A 23,109-nucleotide genomic window follows, 5' to 3' on the forward strand; every position below is an offset into this window, starting at 1 on the left:
CAGGGGCAACGAGAACGCCGAACGCCCCTCCGCGCGGGTGAAGTCGAGAAGGAAAGCCCTCCGGGGAGGACGGACCCCCTACACCTGGACCCGTGTGCCGTCGCCGCGCCGGGGCTTGAGCGAACCCTTCGGCAGCGCGAGCTTGATCTCCTCGCGCAGATCGCTGATCTTCGGATAGCTGGAGTACTGCCCGGTGAGGCGGTACATCTCGCGCAGCCGGTCCCAGGTGCGATGGGAGGAGTTGGCGCCCATCGACGTCAGGGCCAGTCGCGCGTAGCGGTCGGCCTGCTCGGGGTCGTCGGCGATGAAGAGGGCCGACGCCAGCGAGATGTGGTCGAAGATCTTCGACCGGTCCCGCCCCGACTCCCGCAGTTTCAGCGCCTCCTTGGCGTGCCGTTGCGCCGTCGCCGCGGCGGCCGGTTCGTGCTCGGCGAGCGTGCGGTACGCCAGCGCCTGCATGCCGTGCATGTCGGCCTCGTCGAACAACTGCATCCAGCTGGGCGGCGGTACGTCACCGCGGTCGGAGACGAACAGGTCCTCCGCCAGACCGAGCGTGCGCCGCATGGCCTGGCCCCGTCCCATGGAGGCCTGCGCCCAGGCCTCGATGGTGTGCAGCATCGCCTGGGTGCGAGGCAGTACCTCCTCGCCGGAACCGGACTTGGCGAGCTTCATGAGGTCCAGGGCGTCGTCGGGCCGGCCCAGGTGCACCATCTGACGGGCGGCCCTGGAGAGGGCCTCGCCCGCCCGGGGCCGGTCTCCGCCCTCCCGCGCCGCGTGGGCGGCGATGACGAAGTACTTCTGGGCCGTGGGTTCCAGGCCGACGTCGTGCGACATCCAGCCCGCGAGAACGGCGAGATTGGCGGCGACGCCCCACAGGCGCCGCTGGAGATGGTCGGGGTGCCGGTAGGAGAGCATGCCTCCCACTTCGTTCAGCTGGCCCACCACGGCCTTGCGTTGCAGCCCGCCACCACGGGACGCGTCCCAGGCCCGGAACACCTCGACGGAGCGCTCCAGTTCCTCGATCTCCTGCGACCCGATGGGGGCGGCCTCGTAACGGTCGAACCCGGCGGGGTCGGCGTGCAGGGGGTCTACGAACTGCGGAGCGTCGGCCGTCAGGGCCGGATCGGTGTGCAGCCAGTCGTGCATGGCAGTGCTGAGTGCGGATCCCGCGGCGAGCGCGGCACCCGCGCCCACCAAGCCGCGTCGGTTGAGCATGAGGTCCATTCCCGTGAATTCGGTGAGGACCGCGGCAGTCCGCTCGGGCGCCCACGGCACTCCGTCGGGATGTTCCACACTCCCGGCGGCGCCTTGCCGTTTCCCCGCGCGCCCGTGCCTGACCAGACCGAGGTCCTCGATGGTCACGACACGGCCGAGACGCTCGGTGAACAGAGCCGCCAGCACCCGCGGCACCGGATCGCGCGGGATCTCTCCCATGTCGATCCACCGCCGCACCCGCGAGGTGTCGGTCGCCAGCTGGGGGTGGCCCATGGCCGCCGCCTGCCGGTTGACCAGCCTCGCGAGTTCACCCTTGGACCAGCCGGCCAGGCCGAACAGGTCCGACAGACGAGTGTTGGGTTGTCCGTTCACGTCAAGCCCCCAGGTTCTCGGCTGATTTCGACAGTAACCGCCTGTCAGTTGCTGAGCGACTATTCGCCAGGGTTCGCCAGGGTGCGCCAGATGGTGTGCCAGTGGACGTCGGGTGTCAGGTAGGAACGCGCCACCCCGACCCGGTTGCCAGGGACATTCCCCAGGATGAACCAGGCGGCCGGGGCGGGCAGCGCGGCAACTTGCAGGCACACGAAGGGATCTGTTTCGCCCATGTACACAGCATCGTCCTCCGTGTCCGCTCCGCCCCGGTCGTTGCACCCCCGCCCGGTGGGCAGCGGCCCTTACCTCGACCCCGCGCGTCAGGCGGCCCCCTTGCTGGGAGCCGGCCGGGCGCGGCGCGTGCCGGGGCTCGGCACCCAACCGCTCAGCGGGAGACTCGACTTGTCCGGCCCTCAGGGCGCCCAGCTGCGCACGGCGATCGCGTCGGTGCACCGGATCTGTCCGGAGTTCGCTCCGGTCCAGGTGCTGCGCCGCAGCGGACGCTCCGTGCTCCTCGTCGGCACGACGGGACGCAGCACGGCCGTCGCCAAGTGTTTACTGGACCACTCCCCCGTCTGGGCCGAGCGGATCAGGCACGAAATAGCTGCATACCGTCTGTTCGTCCGGCATCGCCCGCCCGTGCGGGTGCCCCGGCTGATCGCGGCGGATCCGGACAACTGCACCCTGGTGATCGAGCGCATGCCGGGCCGGGCGGCCGCGCTCCAGCGCCACCCGCTCGAGGCCCCGCCGCGCGCGGACATCCGCGCCGCGCTGGGCGCCATCTGCCGGCTGAACGCCTGGCGGCCGCCGGCCGGGACCTTCAACGCCCCGCTGGACTACGCGGAACGGATCTCCCGCTTCCATGAGCTGGGGCTGCTCACCGACCGGGACATGGGCGACCTGCAGAAGCTGGTGCACGGCATCGCGACGTCCTCCGGCCGCCAGGGCATGGGCCAGTTCTGCCACGGCGACGCCCTCCTGTCGAACATCCTTCTCTCACCGGCCGGTCCAGTGCTGGTGGACTGGGAGCACGCGGGCTGGTATCTGCCGGGCTACGACCTGGCGACGCTGTGGGCGGTCCTCGGGGACGCCCCCGTGGCGCGCCGTCAGATCAGCCAGCTGGCGCAGTCGTCCGGTCCGGCGGCACGGGACGCCTTCCTGGTGAACCTGATGCTGGTCCTGACCCGCGAGATCCGTACGTACGAGACGGCCGTGCAGCGTTCCCTGCACGACGCGGCCCCGACGGCAGCGGGCCCGGCGCACCCGGCTGCCGTCCCGTCCGGCGAGGAACAGCGGCTGCTGCTGCGGCGGCTGCACGACGACTGCCAGCTGGCCCGGCGGGCCGTGCGCGCGGCGGTCGGCACTCGCTGAAGGGGAACGGAGGTCCGCGGTGACGCCGGCAGTGCGGCGCACCGCGGACCTCCCTCGTACCTGTCCGCCGTTCGGGGCATTGGTCCACTCCACTGACGCCCCGCAGGCCGGAAGCCCGCCGCCACGAAACCCCCTTCACCCCACGCTGACATGGGAAATCGCCTCCTCCTGGGCATGATTGACGGATCGTCGGGGAGCCGGTAGCACTGACGCGTTCGGCTCTCGCACGCCCCACCGCGCCCGACCGTCCCAGGAGGCTGCATTGCACCGGTCCGCCAGCGAACCCAAGGGCACCATCCGGCACAGACGCGCGCGCAGATCCGCGGGAGCCGTCGCCTCGGCGGCGCTGCTGCTGCCCCTGCTCGGCGCGGCCCCTTCGAGTTCCGCCGAGGAGGCACCCGCCAGTGAGCTCCAGCGGGCCTTCGCCACGGCGTCCGCCGAGTACCACGTTCCGCAGAGCGTGCTGCTCGCCGTGTCCTATCTCCAGTCCCGCTGGGACACCCACGCCGGTGCCCCGAGCGTCACCGGCGGCTACGGCCCCATGCACCTGACCGACGCCCGTACCGCGATCGCCGGTGCCCCGCACCACAGCGAGGGCACCGAGGACGCCCGGGGCGACAGCTCGCGTTCCGCGCTGCTGCCCGACGCCCGGATCCCCGCGAACTCAGAGCTCCCGGCCCGGCTCAAGACACTGACGAAGGCCGCCGGTCTCACCGGTCTGCCGGCCGAGCGGCTGCGCACCGACGCGGCGGCGAACGTCGCGGGCGGCGCCGCGCTCCTGGCCGCCGCCCAGCGCGATCTCGGCGAGCCCCTGAGCGACGACGCCGCCGACTGGTACGCGGCGGTGGGACGCTTCTCCGGAGCGGACGACAGCGGCACCGCGGCGGCCTACGCCGACGACGCCTACGCCGTGATGCGGTCCGGGGAGCGGCGCACCACCGACGCCGGCCAGCAGATGACCCTCGCCGCGCAGCCCGCACTCAGGCCCGACACCGCGCAGCTGCGCCGCGCGGGGCTGCGGACCGTCTCCGACGACGGCACCGAATGCCCGCGGAGCGTGTCCTGCGAGTGGATCCCCGCCCCGTACGCGGAGTTCGGCGACGGTGACTACGGCAACCACGACCTGGGCGACCGGCCCGCGTCGCAGAGCATCAAGTACATCGTCATCCATGACACGGAGGGCACCTGGGACGGGGTGCTGAACCTCGTCCAGGACCCGACCTATGTGTCGTGGAACTACACCCTGCGCTCGACGGACGGGCACATCGCCCAGCATGTGAAGGCCAAGGACGTGGCCTGGCACGCGGGCAACTGGTACATCAACGCGAAGTCGGTCGGTCTGGAGCACGAGGGCTTCCTGACCGCTCCCGACACCTGGTACACCGAGGAGATGTACCGGGCCTCGGCGCGCCTGGTGCGCTACCTCGCCCGGAAGTACGACATCCCGCTGGACCGGCAGCACATCCTCGGGCACGACAACGTCCCCGGTCCCACGACCTCCACGGTCCCGGGCATGCACACGGACCCGGGCCCGTACTGGGACTGGCAGCACTACTTCACCCTGCTCGGGCACCCGTTCCACCCGGCGTTCGGCAAGGGCGCCGACCTGGTGACCGTCCTGCCCGACTACGACTCCAACCAGCCGGTGTACACGGGCTGCGTCACCAAGGGCGAGCCCTGCGCCGCGCACGGGTCCAGCGAGGTGCGGCTGTACTCCCAGCCGGATGTGAACGCGCCGCTGATCCAGGACATCGGCCTGTACCCGAAGGGCGACCCCTCGACGACCGGCGTGAACGACGTCGGCTCGCGGGTCTCCACCGGCCAGCGGTACGCGCTCGCCGGCCGGGACGGCGACTGGACGGCGATCTGGTACCTCGGCCAGAAGGCCTGGTTCGAGAACCCGCGCAAGCAGCCGACCGCGGTGCGCGCGTCGGGGCCGGTCGTGACGCCCAAGGAGGGGCTGGCGGAGGTCCCGGTCTACGGCAGGGCGTACCCGGAGAAGGAGGCGTACCCGGCGGGCGTGCCCGTCCAGGCGGTGTCACCCCTGCCGTACAAGATCCTCGCGGGCCAGCGCTACGCGGTGGGTGACAAGGTGCCCGGCGAGTATTTCTACGCGCCGACCTTCGACACGACGCCGCACCGGGTCGTGATCGGCACGGACATGTACTACGAGATCCAGTTCGGGCACCGGGTGGAGTTCGTCCGCGCGGCGGACGTGGACCTGGTTCCGTAGCGGGTCCGGCGGTCCGGGAGCAGGGTCCGCGATCGGCGGGCCCGGCTCCCGGAGCGCCGAAGGAGCGGGCCTCCGTGCGGGGCGGGCCCGGCTCCCGGGGCGCCGAAGACAATGACACCGGCAACCGGCCAGGGAAAGTGCCGTCGAGGACAGGTTCGGCCGCGACCGGGACAGTTAACGACATGTAACCGCCCGCGCGCTCTGCGTGCGCTGTGATGGGCCGTTCACGGAACACGGCACACCCTGGGGCAGGCATGGGCAACTTCGTCAAGACGACTTCAACGCGGCCGGCCGACGTGGCGCTGGTCCCCCAGCGATGCGGGTGCGGTGCCGAACCGCGCAACGACGCACCCGCGGGGGCCGAGGAAAGGTTTCGGGGTCTGCTGGAGGCGGCACCCGACGCCATGGTCATCGTGGACGACACCGGAACCATCAAACTCGTCAACGCCCAGACGGAAGCCCTCTTCGGCTACACCCGCGAGGAGCTCCTGGACCGTCCCGTCGAACTCCTCGTACCGGGCCGCTTCCGCGCGCATCACACCCTCCACCGCGACGGATACGCCAACAACCGCCAGGTCCGTCCCATGGGCGCGGAACTGGAGCTGCACGGTCTGCGCAAGGACGGCACGGAGTTCCCGGTCGAGATCAGCCTCAGCCCGCTGGAGACCACCGACGGACTCCTCGTCTCCGCGGCCGTCCGCGACGTCAGTGACCGCAAGGCCGCTGAGGAAAGGTTTCGGGGTCTGCTGGAGGCCGCACCCGACGCCATGGTCATCGTGGACGACTCCGGAACGATCAAACTCGTCAACGCCCAGACCGAGGCCCTGTTCGGCTACAAGCGCGAGGAACTGCTCGGGCATCCGGTCGAACTCCTCGTGCCGGGCCGGTTCCGGGCGCACCACCACCGTCACCGCAGGGGCTACTCGGACAACCGCCAGGTCCGTCCCATGGGCGCCGGGCTCGAACTGCACGGTCTGCGCAAGGACGGCACGGAGTTCCCGGTCGAGATCAGCCTCAGCCCGCTGGAGACCACCGACGGACTCCTCGTGTCCGCCGCCGTCCGGGACGTGAGCGAACGCAAGCGGGCCGAGGCCCGGATCAACGAACTCGCCGGTCTGGTGGAGTCCTCGCAGGACGCGATCCTCGCCAAGACGCTGGACGGGCACATCACCTACTGGAACGCGGCGGCGGAGCGGCTGTACGGCTACTCGCGGGCCGAGGTGATGGGACGGCACGTGTCCCTGCTCGCGACCACCGAGCGGCGCGGCGAGATCGACCTGCTGCTCGACCGGCTGTGCAGCGGCGAGAAGGTCGAGCACTTCGAGACCCTGCGGCTGACCCGCTCCGGGGCCCTGCTCGACGTGGACATCACGCTGTGGCCCACCCGGGACGCGGACGGCTCGGTGATCGGCGCGTGCGCGATCGTGCGGGACATCAGCGACCGCAAGCGGGCCGAGGCGGAGCTGACGTTCCTGTACGAACAGCAGCGGCACATCGCGCTCACGCTCCAGCGCAGTCTGATGGGCACTCCGCCCGCCATCCCCGGTCTGACGACCGCGAGCCGCTACCGGCCGGCCACCCAGGGGGCGGGAGTGGGCGGCGACTGGTTCGACCTGATCCCGCTGGGGGCCGGCCGGGTCGGTGTCCTGATCGGCGACGTGATGGGCCGCGGGCTGGACGCCGCCGCCGTGATGGGCCAACTGCGGTCGGCCGCGCACGCCTTGGCCAAGACCGGTATGCAGCCACGGCAGTTGATGCAGGCACTGGAGGCCGTGGTCGGCGATCTGGACGTCCCCGACCAGCTCGTGACCTGCTGCTATCTGGTGATCTCCGCCGACGCCGGCGAGGTGACGGTCTGCTCGGCCGGGCATCTGCCGACCCTGGTGGCGACGCCCGGCGGCGGCGCCCGGCCGCTCCCCGCGCCGGTGAACGCGCCGCTCGGAGTCGGCGGCATCCTCTACGAACAGGCGACGTCGCTGATCCCGCCCGGGGCGACGCTCGTCCTGTACACCGACGGCCTGATCGAGACCCCGGGCAGTGACATCGAGGACCAGCTCACCGAGCTCACCAACACCCTCACGGGCCTGTTCGCCGACGCTCCCGATCTGGAGAAGGCCGCCGACCATGTGCTGGCCGCACTGCTGCCGGACAGCGACGGGCACAACGACGACGTCACGCTGCTGCTCACCCGGCTGCCGGACGGGCCCCTGGCGACGGTCAACACCGATCTGCCCGCGGTGCCCGAATCGGTCCCGGAGGGGCGCGCCTTCCTCGGCAAGGCGCTGACCGCCTGGGACTGCGTCCGTGCCGCGGACGACGCCCGGCTGCTGCTCTCGGAAGTCCTCACCAACGCCGTGCAGCATGCCCAGGGACCCATCAGCCTGCATCTGTGCCGCACATCGACCGATCTGACCGTGGAGGTCAGCGACCGCAGCCCGCACCTTCCGCAGCCGCGGACGGCCGGTGAGGACGAGGAGTCGGGGCGCGGGCTGATCCTGGTCCGCGCCCTCGCCGACAACTGGGGCGTGCGCCCCACCGACGCCGGCAAGACGACCTGGTTCACCCTCAAGTTGTGAGGCGCCGCCGGGAGTTCGGCCTCAGCCCTGCTGGAACAGCTCCGCCGGGAGCGGCTTCAGGAGGGCGTACAGGTCGTCCGTGATCGGGCGGTCCCAGGCGGCGATGGTCACGAGGACGTTGTCGCTGCGGTCGAACTGGACGCAGGAGATGCGCGTCTCGGAGAGCTTCAGCCGGCGCACGATCATGAGGTTGTCGCCCTGCATCACCGGCATGTCCTCGGTCCCGGTGACGGTCACCTCCTCGTGGTTCTCCAGCGCGAGCAGCAGCTGGGCCACCTCGAAGGGAACCTCGCCCTCGGCGACGTCACGGGCCTGGGAGCCCTCGGGCAGATTGCCGATGATCATCGCGGGACCGCGGCCGCCGAACAGGTCGTAGCGCAGGAAGACGCCCTGGCAGGTGCCGTCGGGCGCGGGCAGCAGGCCCGCGCCGAGATTGCCGGGCCAGTCGCCCGGATCCATGGCCAGAACATCGAACTCGGGCCCGGCGGGCGTGGCGCTGCGGCGGCGGAGGAAGGACATGCCGCAATGGTACGTGCACGGGCGCGTACCGGGCCCCACGAGGACCGCCCGCACCGGGGCCCCCGGGGACGGCGGGACGGTCCGGCGGCGCGGTCAGGACGTGGCCTGGTCCTCCAGTGCGTCGGCGAGCCCTCTGCGGTCGGTGCCGACCTTGCGGTAGACCGCCGACAGGAGCCGGGCGACGGCGTGCTCGTCGATGCGCAGTTCCTCGGCGATCTGGGCCGGGGTCCGGTCGCGCGCGGTGAGCGCGGCGGCGGCCCGCTCACGGGCGGTGAGGGTGTCCGTCTCGGTGCTGTGCAGACGGCGCGGCCGCAGTCCCGCCGAGGCCAGCTCGTCGCGGGCGTCCTCGATCAGTCCGTCGGCACCGCACTGGACCGCCGCGTCGAGTCCGCGGTACAGGTGCTCGGCGGCCTCCCGCGGGCGTCCGGCGCGGCGCAGTTCGGTGCCCAGGGCGACCAGGGAGCAGGCCAGTTCGTAGGCGGCCGGGGAACGCTCCAGGTGGCCGACGGACTCCTCTAGGAGCCGGACGCGGTCCGGTCCGGGCGAGACCTCGGCGGCGACCCGCAGGGCCTGGCCGATGGTGGAGGGGGCGCCATACTGGCGGGCGCGGTTCACCGCATCACGGGCCGTGGCGAGCGCGCGCTCGGGGGCTTCGTGGCGCTCGGCGCGGGCGAGGTGGAGCTGCCAGGGGCACCATGCGGGGTTGCGCATGCCGCGCCGATCGAGGCGGCGCCCCGCGGAGGTGAGCTCGGCGGCGGCCTCCTTGGTGAGACCGCGGGCGAGCAGCAGTTCGCCGTGCACGGTCTGGGCGTCGGGGAAGGTCACCGCGGCCGAGAAGGGAGCGTGGAAGGCGTAGGACTCGCCGGTGCGGGCGGCCTCGTCGACCTGGCCCCGGGCGAGCAGGACCTGGATGAGGGTGCCCACCGCGTACCAGTGGACGGGGGTGCCGGGCCCGACGCGTTCGGCGAGCCGGAGGCCGGCGCGGACGAAGTCCTCGGCCTCGGCGAGACGGCCGCGGCGGAAGCGGACGTATCCGAGGATCGTGTAGCCGAAGGAGAGGTGGGCGCCGTGCCAGCCCTGGGATTCGAAGTCGGCGATCCCGGTGGCGAACAGTTCCTCGGTCCGGCCCGGGCGGTCGGCGTACATGAAGGTCATGGCGACCAGGACGGGGACCTCGAAGCCGCGGTCGGCCTCGGCCCAGCCGAGGCCGCCGGCGAGGGCGCGCTCGGCGTGGTGGAGGGCGACGGGGGCGGGTTCGCCGCGCAGGGTGGCGTCCCAGGCGCGCAGGCCGATCACATAGCGCTCGGTGAGGTCGTGGCCGGTGAGCCGGTCGGCGAGACGGGCGAGCCGCCGGGAGCGGGCGGGCGAGTCGGGTTCGTCGGCGCGGAAGGCGTCCCACATGAACTGCTCGGACTGCATGCGCAGCCGGACCCGGGCGTCGCCGGTGACCGGGATCTCGCGGGCGAGGGTCTCGGATGCCTCGGCGAGACGGTCGCTGTGGGCGAGCACCTGGGAGAGCCGGTAGACGATGTTGTGCCGCAGCTCGGGGTCGGTGATCGGCTCCTCGAGGGCGGCGCGCAGGTGGTTGACGGTGTTCGTCGGCTCGGTGAGCAGGGACGCGCAGCCCAGTTCGTACAGGACGGCGGCGCGGTCCTCGAAGGGCGGGGGTTCGCGCAGGGCGCGGGCGAGGTAGCTGCGGGCCGCCTCGGGGGCTCCGGCGCGCTGGGTCTCGCGGGCCGCGGCGCGCAGCTGCTGGACGATCCAGGTGTCGCCGTCGGGGTGGGTCTCCATGAGGTGGCGGGCGGCGGCGGCCGGGCCGAGGCCCTCGTCGATCACGCACCAGGCGGCCTGGCCGTGCAGGGCGACGCGGACGCTGCCGGGGATGTCGCGGTAGACGGCGGTGGCGATCAGCGGGTGGACGAATTCGAGGGGGTCGGCTCCGGTCAGGATGCGGGCGATGCGCAGGGCGTCGGCGGCGTCGGCGGCCTCCTCGGAGCCGAGGCCCGCGACGGCGGCGGCGAGCGCCGGGCGGATCTCGGTGCCGAGCACCGCGCAGGCCCAGGCGAAGCGGACGGTGGCGGTGCCGAGGCGTTCGAGGCGGGCGACGATGCCGTGGCCCTTGACGGCGGCGGCGAGGTCGCGCAGGAGGTGCGCGCCGTCCTCGGTCGGGGTCAGGCCGCGGTCGAGGACCTTGGCGGTCAGTTCCACGGCCTCGAAGGGGTTGCCCGCGGTGACCGCCCAGCATTCGCGGCAGAAGGCGTCGTCGGCCTGGGTGCCGAGGTCCTCGCGGACGAGCCGGGCGACGGCGGCGGCGCTGAGCGGTTCGAGGCCGATGGGCCGCTGTCCGGCCCGGCCGGGCAGTTCCCTGAACGCGTCGGCGTGTTCGGGGAGTTCGTCGGGGCGGTAGGCGACGACGAGCAGCAGCGGGAGTTGCTCGGCGCGGGGCGCGAACGCGGCGAGCCAGCTGAGCGATTCGGCGTCGGCCCAGTGCGCGTCGTCCAGCAGGAGCACCATGGGGGCGCGCTGCACGGCGAGGTGGGTGAGGACCCAGTCGAGTCCGGCACGCAGACCCTGCTGGTCGGGAGGGGCGCCTTCGGAGGGGGCGCAGAGGCCGAGGGCGGGGCCGACGATGGCGTACCAACTGCCCAGCGAGGCGCGGAGTTCGGCCTCGGAGAATCCGGCGAGCTGGGGCTGGAGGAGCTGTCGGGCGACGTGGAAGGCGACCCGCTGCTCCTGTTCTCCGCCGCGCGCGCTGAGCACGGTGCAGCCCTTGGCCGCCGAACGCCTTCGGACCTCGCCGAGGAGGGTGGTCTTGCCGATGCCGGCGCGTCCGGCGAAGGCGAGCAGCGCGCCGCGGGGGCGGCCCGGCGGCTCGCCGGGCTCCCGGCGCAGGCCGACCAGGTCGCTCAACGCCTCGTCGGCGGCGGAGAGTTCACTCTCGCGCTCGAAGAGCGTCCGACGGCTTCGAAGGCTGCGTTGCCCCATGATCACCCCCTGTCACGATGACGCGTCCGCGCGGGGAGCGGATGCGCACCGTGACGTTCAGGCACCTCAGCGTACGCCCCGATCAGCCACGGGGCAGCCCGTTCGGACGTGCTCACGGCCGGAACCTTTCGGGCGACGGCGGGGTCGCGCGAGGGCCGGACGGCGGGCGGCCTCCGGGGCGGCGGGCCGGGCCGCCGCCCCTCCGTGCGCCGGTCGGGGCGGGGTCCGGTGGCCGTCGGTTCAGGTCAGGTCGAACTCCCCCTCGCGGGCCCCCGATACGAACGCCCCCCACTCGGCGGGGGTGAAGATCAGGGAAGGGCTCTGGGGGCGGCCACTGTTGCGCATCGCGATGAAGCCCTCGACGAAGGCGATCTGGACATCGCCCCGCCCTCGGCTGCTGGACTGCCAGTCTGCGTTGCTGAGGTCCAGCTCCGGCTTGTCCCAGCCCGCGAGCGGGTGCTGCTCGATGGTGCTCTCGGCCACGTCCTGCTCCTCCCGGTTCGTCGTCCGCGGCCAGCCTAGCGATCGGTCCGTGCCGCGCACAGGCCATGTGAGGGGGAGGGCGTCAGGACGTGGGCGGCTCGGTGCCGACCAGCCACATCGAGAAGAACTGGGATCCGCCCCCGTAGGCGTGCCCGAGGACCCGGCGGGCCCCGTCGACCTGGTGTTCTCCGGCCTGGCCGCGGACCTGGAGGGCCGCCTCGGCGAAGCGGATCATGCCGGAGGCGCCGATCGGATTGGTGGACAGGACACCGCCCGACATGTTGACGGGCAGGTCGCCCTCCAGTTCGGTCACCCCCGACTCGGTGAGCTTCCAGCCCTCGCCCTCGTCGGCGAAGCCGAGGTTCTCCAGCCACATGGGCTCGTACCAGGAGAAGGGCACGTACATCTCGACGGCGTCGATGTCGCGGCGGGGGTCGGCGATGCCGGCCTGGCGGTACACGTCGGCCGCGCAGTCCTTGCCGGCCTGCGGGGACACGAAGTCCTTGCCGGCGAAGAGGGTCGGTTCGCTGCGCATCGCGCCGCCGTGCATCCAGGCGGGCGGGCGCGGTGAACGGGCCGCTCCCGCGCGGTCGGTGAGGACCATCGCGCAGGCCCCGTCGGAGGAGGGGCAGGTCTCCGAGTAGCGGATGGGGTCCCAGAGCATGGGCGAGGCCTGGACCTTCTCCAGGGTGATGTCGTGCTCGTGGAGGTGCGCGTACGGGTTCTTCAGCGCGTTGCGGCGGTCCTTGTAGGCGACGAGCGAGCCGACGGCGTCGGGGGCGCCGGTGCGCCGCATGTAGGCGCGCACGTGCGGGGCGAAGAATCCGCCCGCGCCGGCGAGCAGCGGCTGCTGGAAGGGAACGGGCAGGGACAGGCCCCACATCGCGTTGGATTCGGACTGTTTTTCGTAGGCGAGGGTGAGGACCGTTCCGTGGACGCGGCCGGCGACGAGGTTGGTGGCGACGAGGGCCGTCGAGCCGCCGACGGAGCCCGCCGTGTGCACCCGGAGCATCGGTTTCCCGGTCGCGCCGAGGGCGTCGGCCAGGTAGAGCTCGGGCATCATGACGCCCTCGAAGAAGTCGGGCGCCTTGCCGATGACGACGGCGTCGATGTCGGCCCACGTCAGCTCGGCGTCGGCGAGGGCGCGCAGGGCGGCCTCGCGGACGAGTCCGGCGATGGACACGTCCCGGCGTGCCGCCACGTGTTTGGTCTGGCCGATGCCTACGACGGCCACGGGCTCCTTGCTCATCGGGCGTCCCCCTCGAGTACGGCGACCAGGTTCTGTTGGAGGCAGGGGCCGGAGGTCGCGTGGGCGAGCGCCCGGTCGGACTCCCCGCGGTGGACGCGTGCCGCGGCCTCGCCGATGCGGATGAGCCCAGCGGCCATGATCGGGTTGGCGGCGAGGGCGCCTCCCGAGGGGTTGACGCGCACGTCGTCGCCGAGCCGCAGCGCCTTGCGCAGGACGACTTCCTGGGAGGTGAAGGGGGCGTGCAGCTCGGCCGTGTCGACGGGCCGGTCGAAGGCGCCCGCCCGTTCGGCGGCGAGCCGGGTGGAGGGTGAGTCGGTGAGGTCGCGCACGCCGAGGGAGTGGGCCTCGATGCGGTGGTCGATGCCCCGGATCCAGGCGGGGCGTTCGCACAGTTCGCGGGCCCGGTCCCCGGCGGCGAGGATCACGGCGGCGGCGCCGTCGCCGATGGGCGGGCAGTCGCCGGTGCGCAGGGGGCGTACGAGATGGTCGCCGTGCGGCACCGGACCCCGGAGCTGGGCATGGGGGTTGGTGGCGGCGGAGGCCCGGCTGCGGGCGGCGATCGTCGCCAGTTCGGGTTCGTCGGTCTCGCCCGCGTCGACGAGGGCGCGTGCCTGGAGCGCGGCGAGGGCGACCGAGTCGGGCCACAGCGGGGCCACGTAGTAGGGGTCGAGCTGTCGGGTCAGCACGTCGCGCACGGAGCCGGGCGAGGACTTGCCGTAGGAGTAGACGAGCGCGGTGTCGGCGTCGCCGGTGAGCAGTTTGGTCCAGGCCTCGTACAGCGCCCAGGCGCCGTCCATCTCGACGTGGGACTCCGAGATCGGGGGCCAGGCGCCCACGCCGTCGAGCGCCATGGTGAAGGAGAAGGCGCGGCCGGCGAGGTAGTCGGTGGAGCCGGAGCAGGTGAAGCCGATGTCACCGGCCTTCAGGCCCGTCCGGTCGAGGACCTCGTGCAGGACGGGGAGGAGCATCTCCACCTCGGAGAGCTCGTCGGAGGTGCGCCGGTGGTCGCTCTGCGCGAACGCGACGACGGCGATGTCCCTGATGGGCCGCATCTACAGCATCTCCTTGTACGTCTCGTAGTCCGCGTCCGGTTCCCCGGTGGGCCGGTAGTGGTCGGGGTAACGGCCGTCCTCGGACCACACGGGTTCGACGCGCAGGCCCATCCGGACCTCGTCGTAGGGGATGCCGCCGATCCGGCCGTGCAGCGCGAGGCCGGCGCCGTCGAGGGCGATGTGCGCGTAGACGTAGGGCACTTCGATGTCGAGGTTCTTCGCCTTGATGTTGACGATGCAGTACGTGGTGACGGTGCCGCGCGGGCCGACCTCGACCTGTTCGGCGGTGGCCACCCCGCAGGTGGGGCAGGCTCCCCTGGAGGGGACGTACACCTTGCGGCAGGAGGGGCAGCGTTCGCCGAGGGTCCGCCGCTGGGCGAGGCCCGCGATGTAGGCGCTCTGGGCACGGCCCGGCGAGTAGACGTAGTCGAGCCGTGCGGGGGCGACGATCCCGGTGACCATGTCCTCGAAGTCGCCGTCGTGGCCCGCGGGTTCGGCGGCGGGGCCGTCGTACGGTTCGAAGCAGGCGATATCGGTGATCGCGCCGGAGCGTTCGGGGGCCCAGCGGACGCGGACGCGCATGCCGGTGCGCACCGAGTCGGGGCCGGGGGCGTCGAGGGCGTGCAGCAGGGCGGTGTCGGCTCCGTCGAGCCGGACCAGCACCCAGGCGAAGGGGGTGGCGAGGGGCTGGCCCCGGCGGGGTTCGTGGTTCCAGGCCCAGGTGGTGACGGTGCCGGTCGGGGCGACCTCGACGAGGTCGCGGATCTCCTCGGCGGTGACGGGGTCGTACTCGACGGGCGGGACGAGGGTGCGTCCGTCGGTGGTCCGCACGCCGAGGACGACCTGTTCGCGCAGGCCCGTGAGGAAGGCGCTCTGCACGGGGCCGAGCGAGCGGGTGAAGGGGAACTCGACGACGAGGGGGGCTTTGAGGACTTCGGGCATCCCGGATGTCTCCTTCCAACGGCCGGACGTGCCGTGTCCGCGGGGCGGACGGGACGTGTCCGGGGCCGGGCTTGCGGTTCAGGCGCGCCGGTAGACGGGCGGGCGCTTCTCGGCGAAGGCGCGGGAGCCTTCCTTGGCGTCGGCGGTGTCGAAGACCGGCCAGCCGCGCCGCAGTTCGGCGGCGAGGCCCTCGGTCTCGGTGAGCTCGGCGGTCTCGTACACGGACGCCTTGACGGCCTCGACGGCGAGCGGCCCGCAGGCGTTGATCTGCTCCGCCACGGCGAGCGCCTTCTCCAGCGCCGTGCCGTCCGGCACCACATGGCCGACCAGCCCGACGGCCGCGGCCTCCTGGGCGGTGTAGGCGCGGCCGGTGAGGAGCATCTCGAGGGCGTGGGTGCGGGGAATCTGGCGCTGGAGCCGGACCGTCGAGCCGCCGATGGGGAACAGTCCGCGTCTGACCTCGAAGAGCCCGAAGGTGGCCCCGGCTCCGGCGACCCGGATGTCGGTGCCCTGGAGGATCTCGGTGCCGCCCGCGACGCAGGGTCCCTCGACGGCCGCGATCACCGGCTTGCGCGGCCGGTGGTGGCGCAGCATGGCCTTCCAGTGCAGGTCGGGGTCGGCCTTGAGCCGGTCCCGGTACTGCTCGCCCTCCATGCCCCTGCCCGCCAGCGCCTTGAGGTCCATCCCGGCGCAGAAGGCGCCGCCGGCGCCGGTGAGCACGATCGAGCGGACCGTGTCGTCCTCGTCGGCCTCGATCCAGCCGTCGTACAGGCCGACCAGCATCGGCAGCGAGAGCGCGTTCCTGGCCTCGGGCCTGTTGAGCGTGAGCACCAGTGTGGCGCCTTCGCGCTGCACGGTGAGGTGTTCCGTACCACCCATAGCCGTCCTCCCGTCTCGGATGCGAGAACAGGTTGCAGGAGGCGTCGAGCCAGTACAAGGGTTTTCTGACAGGCAGTCAGATTTCTTCTGCCGGGACCCTTCCCACTTGGATCGGGCTTTGCTCTGATGACCGTCGGGTCCGGGGCTGGACGCGCTCCGGGGGCAGTCGCCACGGACGTGCACGGTCAGGAGGAACGGTGGAGTACAACCTTGCCGACCTGTTCGAGTCGGTCGTCGACGTGGTCCCGGACCGTGAGGCCCTCGTCTACCTCGACCACCCGGGCACGGGCGCGGAACGCCGACTGACGTACGCGCAGCTGGACGCGGCCGCCAACCGGATCGCGCACCATCTGATCGACAGCGGCATCCGCCCCGGCGAGCACCTGGGCCTGCATCTGTACAACGGCGTCGAGTACCTCCAGACGATTCTGGCCTGTCTGAAGGCGCGGATCGTGCCGGTCAACGTCAACTACCGCTACGTCGAGGACGAGTTGGCGTATCTGTACCAGGACGCCGACCTGGTGGCGCTGGTCTTCGACGCGGAGTTCACCGAGCGGGTGGCCGCGGCCCGGCCGCGGGCGCCGCGGCTGCGGCACCTCGTACGGGTGGGTGGCGCCGCCCGGCCCGAAGGCGACGCGGCCCAGGCCGGAGGCACGGCCGGCTCCGAGCCTGCCGGGAGCGCGCGGGACGTCCCCGCCGCGCCGGACGTGGTGGAGTTCGGTGACGCCGAGGCCGCCGGCTCACCGCTGCGCGGCTTTCCCGCGCGATCGGCGGACGACCAGTTCATCATCTACACCGGCGGCACGACGGGGATGCCCAAGGGCGTGATGTGGCGGCAGGAGGACCTCTTCTTCGCCGGTCTCGGCGGCGGCGCCCCGACCGGCGATCCGGTCACGAAACCGCAGGAGCTCGCCGAACGCGTCGCGGCCGGCGGGGCCGGGATCACCTTCTTCCCCACTCCCCCGCTGATGCACGGCACCTCGACGCTCACCGCGTTCATCGCCTTCAACTTCGGCCAACGCGTGGTGATCCACCGCAAGTTCGTCCCCGAGGAGGTGCTGCGGACGATCGCGAAGGAGAAGGTGACCAGTGTGTCGCTGGTCGGCGACGCGATGCTGCGGCCCCTGATCGACGCGCTCGGCGGGCCGTTGAAGGGTACGGACTGTTCGGCGCTGTTCAGCGTGTCCTCGTCCGGCGCGATCATGTCGGACACCGTGCGCGAGCAGTTCCAGGCGCTCGTCCCGAACGTGATGCTCCTCAACAACTTCGGCTCCTCCGAGTCCGGCTTCAACGGCACCGCGACCGCCGACTCCGGCCCCGAGCGCGGCTTCCGCATCCGGGTGAACGCCCGTACCCAGGTGGTGGATCCGGTGACGTACGAGCCGGTCGCGGTGGGCGAACCGGGGCGGGTCGCGCAGCGCGGCCATGTGCCCCTCGGCTACTACAACGACCCGAAGAAGACCGCCGAGACGTTCTTCCGCAGGGGCGACGAGCGCTGGGTGCTGCTCGGCGACATGGCCACGGTGGACGAAGAGGGTGTCGTCGTGGTCCTCGGCCGGGGCTCGCAGTGCATCAACACCGGCGGCGAGAAGGTCTACCCCGAAGAGGTCGAACAGGCCCTGAAGTCGCATCCGGACGTGTACGACGCGCTGGTGGCCGGAGTGCCCGACCCGAGGTGGGGCAACCACGTGGCGGCCGTCGTCCAGCTCCGCGAGGGCGCGCCTCGGCCGTCCCTCGACGACATCCAGACGCACTGCCGTACCCGGCTCGCCGGGTACAAGGTCCCGCGCCAACTGGTCGTCGCCGACTCCATCCAGCGGTCGCCGAGCGGCAAGGCGGACTACCGCTGGGCGCGTGAGGTGGCGGTGGAGGCGGACCGGTAGGCCCCGCCGGGATCCCCGGGTACCACCGGCGTCCACCGGTGAATTCCGGCGACGTACTCTGTGCGCGGTCGGCCCCGCCTTGAACGTGAGGTGACGGCCGGCCGTATGGGGGATGACGGAACGAACCGCCGTCGCACCAGCACCGGGTTACGTACGGAAGGACCTTCGGGTGTCGCACCACACGCCTCCTCGTCAACTGCCGGATGCCGACGCGGGTCCGGCCCCCGACGCACCGGCGACGGACGAGACCCCAGGGGACTCCGGGACGGGCGAGCGGGCCGTGACGGCTTCCGGCACCGGCGTCGGCACCGGCGTCGGCACCGGTGCCGACGCCGAGGAGCCGCCGGGCGAGCGCGCCGAGGAGGCGGCCGCCGACGACGAACCCGCCGTGTCCCACGGCGCGGCCGAGGACGAGGCAGCCGTCTCGCGGGCCACCGCCGGGAACGAACCCCCGGCGTCCCCCGCCCCCGCCGACGACGAACCCGCTCCCCCGCACCCCGAAAGCGACACCGAGTCCGGCACCGCTCCCGCTGTCGGCACCAGCACCGGCACCGGCACCGACGGCCGAGTCACCGTCCCGCGCCCCGGCCTCCCCGGCGACGACAAGGAAGCGGCCGGACTCCCCGCCGCGACCGCCGCCGGCGCCGAACCCGCCGGCGCCGAACCCACCGGCGCCGACTCCCCGGCCGGAGACGGACCCACCGCCTCGGACACCCCCGACGACGACGCCCCCGGCACCCCGCACGCCGCCGAGGACGAGCACCCCGCCGAACCGGCGCCCGCGGAGGAAGCCGAACCCGCGCCCGCACCTGAACCCGCGGACACGCCCACCCCCGCGGACGCGCCCTTCGACGCGGAAGCACCCGGGGACGCGGGCGCCGACACCACGGCCCCCGCCACGAGCACCGGCCCCGCCGCCCCCCGCCCCGGCCTGTTCGGCTGGCGGCGGCGCTACCCCCGGGCCGCTCGGGTCGTCGGGGCGGTCACCACCGTTCTGGCCGCCGCGCTGGTGGTCACCGTCCTCATCGTGCCCAACCGCCTCGACTGGATGTCCGTCCAGGCGTTCTTCCGCCTCCCGGTCGAGGGGATCTTCCTCGCGGCCGTCCTGCTCGTGCTGCCCGCCAGGGCGCGCCGGATCACGGCCGGGGTCCTCGGGGTGGTCCTCGGGCTGTCCGCGATCCTCAAGTGCCTCGACATGGGCTTCCGGCAGACCCTGGCCCGGCCCTTCGACCTGGTCTTCGACTGGGTGCTGCTGAGCGACGGGGCGGACTGGGTGAAGGACTCCTTCGGGCACTCGGGCGAGATACTCGCGATCGTCGGGGTGATCGTCCTGGTCGTCGCCGTGCTCGCGCTGAGCGTGCTCGCGACGATGAGGCTGGCGAGCGCGCTGGCCCGGCACCGCACCGCGGCCGTGCGCACCACGCTCGTCCTGGGCGTCGCCTGGGTCGCCTGCTTCACCCTGGGCGTGCAGTTCGGCGGTGTCACCTTCGCCACCAAGGGCTACGCCACGTACCTCTCCAACCGGGTGAAGTACGTCCGCGACGGTCTCGGCGACGCCGACGTCTACAAGAAGCAGATGGCCGTCGACGCCTTCGCCCACACCCCGTCCGACCAGTTGCTGACCGGGCTGCGCGGCAAGGACGTGATGCTCACGTTCATCGAGAGCTACGGCCGGGTGGCCATCGACGATCCGTCGATGGGACCGGAGGTCGACGCGACGCTCACGGAAGGCAACGCCCGGCTCAAGGCGGCCGGCTTCTCGGCGCGCAGCGGCTGGCTCAGGTCGCCCGTGACGGGCGCCGGCAGCTGGCTGGCGCACTCGACGTTCCTGTCCGGCACGTGGGTCAAGAACCAGCAGCGGTACCGCTCCCTGACCACCAGTGACCGCGCGACCCTGACGAGCTACTTCCAGAAGACCGGCGCCTGGCGCACGGTCGGCGTCGTCCCGGGCGTGCGGAAGCCCTGGCCCGAGGGCAAGTACTTCGGCCTCGACCACATCTACGACTCGACCCATCTCGGCTACCAGGGCCCGTACTTCAGCTGGACGCCGGTGCCGGACCAGTTCAGCCTGGAGGCCTTCCAGAAGCTGGAGCACGGCAAGAAGAACCGTGACCCGATCATGGCGGAGATCATCCTCGCCTCCAGCCACAACCCCTGGTCCCCGATCGCCCACATGATCGACTGGAAGGACCTCGGGGACGGCAAGGTCTTCTACAAGATCAAGAAGGAGGGGACGAACCCGACGGAGGTCTGGAAGAGCTCGAAGCGGGTGCGGACCGAGTACCGCAAGGCGATCCAGTACTCCCTGGACAGCCTGACCCAGTGGGTCCAGCGCTACGGCGACGACAACACCGTCCTCGTGTTCCTCGGCGACCACCAGCCCGTCCCGACGGTCACCGGGGGCACCTCCAACCGGGACGTGCCCGTGACCATCGTGGCCCGTGACCCGAAGGTGCTGGACCGCATCTCCGACTGGGGCTGGACGGAGGGCCTCAAGCCCGCGGCGAACGCTCCGGAGTGGGCGATGAACAAGTTCCGCGACCGCTTCATGACGGCGTACGGCTCGCAGCCGGGCGCGGTGACCTCCACCTCCCACTGACGCGCTCGCAGCCGGCACGGTGACCTCCAGCGCCTCCCACTGACGCCTCCGCGACCGGCAGCACCCTCTCCGCGCCCGCGGAGATCCCGCCCCAGCGGCGGACGCAGACACCCGAAACGACGGGCCCGCAGCCTCTCCGGCAGCGGGCCCGTCGTGCTGTGCGGGCACCCGCGACGGCCGCCCGGCACCTGATCGGCGGCGCGCCGCCCATTGACCTCAGGGATTCACGAATCTAACCTGAGTTCGCATACATAGACAGCGTCTGCATACAGGGATGAGACTCATGGCAGGGTTCGGCGCGGATCCGGACGGCGTGGTCCAGCGGCTGCGGGACGGCATGGCGGGCGGGGTGCTGTCGTTCCCGCTCACGAGCTTCACGGAGGACGGCCGCCTCGATCCGGAGGGGTACAGGTCGTATCTGGGCGGGCGGCTGGCCACGGCCCCGGGCGCGGTGTTCCCCGCCTGCGGGACCGGCGAGTTCAGCGCGCTGGACGAGGACGAGTACCGCGAGGTCGTCGCGGCGACGGTCGAGGTCGCGAAGGGCCGCGTCCCCGTCGTCGCGGGCACCGGCTACGGCTGGGCGCAGGCGCTGCGCTTCGCCCGGATCGCGGAGGAGGCCGGCGCGGACGCCCTCCTCGTGCTGCCCCACTATCTCGTCGAGGCCCCCGAGGCGGGTCTGGTCGAGCAGCTGCGCCGGATCGCCGCCGGCACCCGGCTGCCGCTGATCGCCTACCAGCGCGGCCCGGTCGCCTTCACCCCCGAGGGACTGCGGTCCGTCGCCGCGATCCCGGGCGTGATCGGGCTCAAGGACGGGCACAGCGACCTCGACCGGCTCCAGCGTCTCACCCTCGCGGCGCCCGACGGCTTCCTGTTCTTCAACGGGGCCGCCACCGCCGAGATCCAGGCCCGCGCGTACGCCACCGTCGGCGTCCCCGCCTATTCGTCGGCCGTCCACGCCTTCGCCCCCGAGATCGCCGGCGCCTTCTTCACCGCCCTGCGCGACGGCGACGAGGCGACGGTGAACAAGCTCCTGCGCGACTTCTACGTCCCCCTCGTCGAGCTGCGCGACCGGGTGCCCGGCTACGCCGTCTCGCTCGTCAAGGCCGCCGCCCGGCTGCGAGGCCTGCCCGTCGGCCCGGTGCGCGCCCCGCTCACCGACCCGGGACCGGCCGATCTGGCCGCCCTGGAGCGGATCCTCGACACCGGACTGGCCCTCGTCGGCGCCACGCGCCGGGCCACCTGAGACACCTGGAAGGAACCCGTCCCGGCGGGGTGCGGCCCGGGCCGCCGCCGTCGCCCCCGGGCCCCCGACTCCGCCCCCATCGTCCCTCTCGCACAAGGATTGTGATGCAGCGTCACCAGCCGACGATCACCGAGTTCTCCGTCTATCCCGTCGCCGGGCGGGACTGCATGGAGCTGAACCTGTCGGGCGCCCACGGTCCCTGGTTCACCCGCAACGTCCTGGTCCTCAAGGACTCGGAGGGGCGGACCGGGCTCGGCGAGGTGCCGGGCGGGGAGAGCATCACCCGGACCCTGCGGGACGCCGGGCCGCTCGTCCTCGGGGCGAAGGTCGGGGACTACCAGCGCGTCCTGCGCGAGATCGGGAAGCGCTTCGGCGACCGGGACGCGGGCGGCCGCGGCGCCCAGACCTTCGATCTGCGCACGACCGTCCACGCCGTCACCGCCGTCGAGTCGGCCCTGCTCGACCTGCTGGGCCGGCATCTCGACGTACCGGTCGCGGCCCTCCTCGGCGACGGAGTGCAGCGCGACCGGGTGCGGGTGCTGGGCTATCTCTTCTTCGTCGGCGACCCGGACCGCACGGATCTGCCCTACGTCCGCGAGAGCGGCTCGGACGTCGACTGGTACCGGCTGCGGCACGAGGAGGCGCTCACCCCCGGCGCGATCGTCCGGCAGGCCGAGGCCGCCCACGCGCTGTACGGCTTCCGCGACTTCAAGCTGAAGGGCGGGGTCCTGGAGGGCGCCGAGGAGGTCCGGGCCGTACGGGCGCTGAAGGAGCGTTTCCCCGAGGCGCGGGTGACCCTCGACCCCAACGGCGCCTGGTCGCTGCGGGAGGCGGTCGAGCTGTGCGGGCCGCTGGTCGGCACGCTCGCCTACGCCGAGGACCCCTGCGGCGCCGAGGACGGCTACTCGGGCCGGGAGGTCCTGGCCGAGTTCCGCCGGGCGACGGGGCTGCCGACGGCGACCAACATGATCGCCACGGACTGGCGCCAGCTCACCCACGCGCTGGCGCTCCAGTCGGTGTCCATCCCGCTCGCCGACCCGCACTTCTGGACCATGCGGGGCTCGGTGCGCGTGGCCCAGCTGTGCAACGCGATGGGTCTGACCTGGGGCTGCCACTCGAACAACCACTTCGACATCTCGCTCGCCATGGTCACCCACTGCGGTGCCGCCGCCCCGGGCCCGTACAACGCCCTCGACACCCACTGGATCTGGCAGGAGGGCCTGGAGCGGCTCACGGTCGCGCCGCCGCGGATCGTGGACGGCGAGATCGCGCTTCCCGACGCCCCCGGGCTGGGCGTCGAGCTGGACATGGACCGGCTGCTGGAGGCGCACGATCTGTATCGGAAGGAGGCGCTCGGCGCCCGTGACGACGCGGTCGCCATGCGTCACCTCGTCCCGGATTGGGAATTCGATCCGAAGCGCCCCGCCCTGGTGCGCTGACCAGGGAGTCCGGCTCGAATCCGGCAAAAAGCTCCGCCGACCCCTTGCACTGACGGCGGGCACCTGAAT

At 72.4% G+C, this 23,109-nt stretch carries 16 protein-coding genes; 7 read left to right on the forward strand and 9 right to left on the reverse strand.

What is annotated here, in order from left to right; genetic code table 11:
• Positions 1–78: 78 nt before the first annotated feature.
• Positions 79–1,587, reverse strand: a complete 1,509-nt coding sequence (locus tag IO36_RS03125; protein ID WP_037615756.1) for a DNA-binding protein NsdB — start codon at positions 1,585–1,587, stop codon at positions 79–81.
• A gap of 59 nt (positions 1,588–1,646) precedes the next feature.
• Positions 1,647–1,820 carry a hypothetical protein gene (locus IO36_RS46635; protein WP_158997174.1) on the reverse strand — a complete coding sequence of 58 codons (174 nt, stop codon included), beginning with the start codon at positions 1,818–1,820 and terminating at the stop codon, positions 1,647–1,649.
• Here IO36_RS46635 and IO36_RS03130 point away from each other — a divergent pair.
• The 3 genes from IO36_RS03130 to IO36_RS44075 all read left to right on the forward strand — a co-directional run bounded on the left by IO36_RS03130 (position 1,819) and on the right by IO36_RS44075 (position 7,767).
• Positions 1,819–2,958 carry an aminoglycoside phosphotransferase family protein gene (locus tag IO36_RS03130; protein WP_037615759.1) on the forward strand — a complete coding sequence of 380 codons (1,140 nt, stop codon included), beginning with the start codon at positions 1,819–1,821 and terminating at the stop codon, positions 2,956–2,958. The genes IO36_RS46635 and IO36_RS03130 overlap by 2 nt on opposite strands.
• A 262-nt stretch (positions 2,959–3,220) precedes the next feature.
• The gene (locus IO36_RS03135) at positions 3,221–5,191 is read left to right on the forward strand and encodes an N-acetylmuramoyl-L-alanine amidase (protein ID WP_037615762.1); all 1,971 of its coding nucleotides are present in this window, start codon (positions 3,221–3,223) and stop codon (positions 5,189–5,191) included.
• A 254-nt stretch (positions 5,192–5,445) separates the two neighbouring features.
• Entirely contained in the window at positions 5,446–7,767 is a 2,322-nt protein-coding gene (locus tag IO36_RS44075) for a SpoIIE family protein phosphatase (RefSeq protein WP_078942970.1), read from the forward strand.
• A gap of 21 nt (positions 7,768–7,788) precedes the next feature.
• Here the strand turns inward: IO36_RS44075 and IO36_RS03150 are convergent, their stop codons facing one another.
• From IO36_RS03150 to IO36_RS03180, 7 genes are all read right to left on the reverse strand, one after another.
• Positions 7,789–8,286, reverse strand: a complete 498-nt coding sequence (locus tag IO36_RS03150; protein ID WP_037615765.1) for a hypothetical protein — start codon at positions 8,284–8,286, stop codon at positions 7,789–7,791.
• 93 nt (positions 8,287–8,379) lie between these two features.
• Positions 8,380–11,271: an ATP-binding protein gene (locus IO36_RS03155; RefSeq protein WP_037616159.1), complete on the reverse strand. Its 2,892-nt coding sequence runs from the start codon at positions 11,269–11,271 to the stop codon at positions 8,380–8,382.
• A gap of 240 nt (positions 11,272–11,511) precedes the next feature.
• Positions 11,512–11,754, reverse strand: coding sequence for a DUF397 domain-containing protein (locus tag IO36_RS03160; protein WP_037615767.1), 243 nt, complete (start codon positions 11,752–11,754; stop codon positions 11,512–11,514).
• 82 nt (positions 11,755–11,836) lie between these two features.
• Positions 11,837–13,003, reverse strand: coding sequence for a thiolase domain-containing protein (locus IO36_RS03165; protein WP_037615770.1), 1,167 nt, complete (start codon positions 13,001–13,003; stop codon positions 11,837–11,839).
• On the reverse strand, positions 13,000–14,055 hold the full coding sequence (locus IO36_RS03170; RefSeq protein ID WP_037615772.1) for a thiolase domain-containing protein: 1,056 nt from the start codon (positions 14,053–14,055) through the stop codon (positions 13,000–13,002). Before IO36_RS03170 ends, IO36_RS03165 begins: the two co-directional genes overlap by 4 nt.
• Positions 14,056–14,997, reverse strand: a complete 942-nt coding sequence (locus IO36_RS03175; protein ID WP_037615773.1) for a Zn-ribbon domain-containing OB-fold protein — start codon at positions 14,995–14,997, stop codon at positions 14,056–14,058. It lies immediately after the preceding gene.
• A 78-nt stretch (positions 14,998–15,075) separates the two neighbouring features.
• Entirely contained in the window at positions 15,076–15,876 is an 801-nt protein-coding gene (locus IO36_RS03180) for a crotonase/enoyl-CoA hydratase family protein (RefSeq protein WP_037615776.1), read from the reverse strand.
• 197 nt (positions 15,877–16,073) lie between these two features.
• Between IO36_RS03180 and IO36_RS03185 the strand changes: the two genes are divergently transcribed.
• The 4 genes from IO36_RS03185 to IO36_RS03200 all read left to right on the forward strand — a co-directional run bounded on the left by IO36_RS03185 (position 16,074) and on the right by IO36_RS03200 (position 23,040).
• Positions 16,074–17,759 carry an acyl-CoA synthetase gene (locus IO36_RS03185; protein WP_037615778.1) on the forward strand — a complete coding sequence of 562 codons (1,686 nt, stop codon included), beginning with the start codon at positions 16,074–16,076 and terminating at the stop codon, positions 17,757–17,759.
• A 931-nt stretch (positions 17,760–18,690) separates the two neighbouring features.
• Positions 18,691–20,358: an alkaline phosphatase family protein gene (locus tag IO36_RS03190; RefSeq protein ID WP_051899976.1), complete on the forward strand. Its 1,668-nt coding sequence runs from the start codon at positions 18,691–18,693 to the stop codon at positions 20,356–20,358.
• Positions 20,359–20,641: 283 nt separating this feature from the next.
• Positions 20,642–21,601, forward strand: a complete 960-nt coding sequence (locus IO36_RS03195) for a 5-dehydro-4-deoxyglucarate dehydratase (RefSeq protein WP_037615779.1) — start codon at positions 20,642–20,644, stop codon at positions 21,599–21,601.
• Positions 21,602–21,705: 104 nt separating this feature from the next.
• On the forward strand, positions 21,706–23,040 hold the full coding sequence (locus IO36_RS03200; protein WP_037615781.1) for an enolase C-terminal domain-like protein: 1,335 nt from the start codon (positions 21,706–21,708) through the stop codon (positions 23,038–23,040).
• Positions 23,041–23,109: the final 69 nt, after the last annotated feature.

Origin of the sequence: Streptomyces aureus, assembly GCF_000725495.1 — a bacterium.
Lineage (GTDB): Bacteria > Actinomycetota > Actinomycetes > Streptomycetales > Streptomycetaceae > Streptomyces > Streptomyces aureus_B.

What these genes read in the sequence shown, in the direction of transcription:
- IO36_RS03170 (WP_037615772.1), bottom strand. Translation starts at nt 14,055, where the DNA reads ATGCGGCCCATCAGGGACATCGCCGTCGTCGCGTTCGCGCAGAGCGAC.
- IO36_RS03155 (WP_037616159.1), bottom strand. Translation starts at nt 11,271, where the DNA reads ATGGGGCAACGCAGCCTTCGAAGCCGTCGGACGCTCTTCGAGCGCGAG.
- IO36_RS03195 (WP_037615779.1), top strand. Translation starts at nt 20,642, where the DNA reads ATGGCAGGGTTCGGCGCGGATCCGGACGGCGTGGTCCAGCGGCTGCGG.
- IO36_RS03150 (WP_037615765.1), bottom strand. Translation starts at nt 8,286, where the DNA reads ATGTCCTTCCTCCGCCGCCGCAGCGCCACGCCCGCCGGGCCCGAGTTC.
- IO36_RS44075 (WP_078942970.1), top strand. Translation starts at nt 5,446, where the DNA reads ATGGGCAACTTCGTCAAGACGACTTCAACGCGGCCGGCCGACGTGGCG.
- IO36_RS03175 (WP_037615773.1), bottom strand. Translation starts at nt 14,997, where the DNA reads ATGCCCGAAGTCCTCAAAGCCCCCCTCGTCGTCGAGTTCCCCTTCACC.
- IO36_RS03180 (WP_037615776.1), bottom strand. Translation starts at nt 15,876, where the DNA reads ATGGGTGGTACGGAACACCTCACCGTGCAGCGCGAAGGCGCCACACTG.
- IO36_RS03165 (WP_037615770.1), bottom strand. Translation starts at nt 13,003, where the DNA reads ATGAGCAAGGAGCCCGTGGCCGTCGTAGGCATCGGCCAGACCAAACAC.
- IO36_RS03130 (WP_037615759.1), top strand. Translation starts at nt 1,819, where the DNA reads ATGTACACAGCATCGTCCTCCGTGTCCGCTCCGCCCCGGTCGTTGCAC.
- IO36_RS03200 (WP_037615781.1), top strand. Translation starts at nt 21,706, where the DNA reads ATGCAGCGTCACCAGCCGACGATCACCGAGTTCTCCGTCTATCCCGTC.
- IO36_RS46635 (WP_158997174.1), bottom strand. Translation starts at nt 1,820, where the DNA reads ATGGGCGAAACAGATCCCTTCGTGTGCCTGCAAGTTGCCGCGCTGCCC.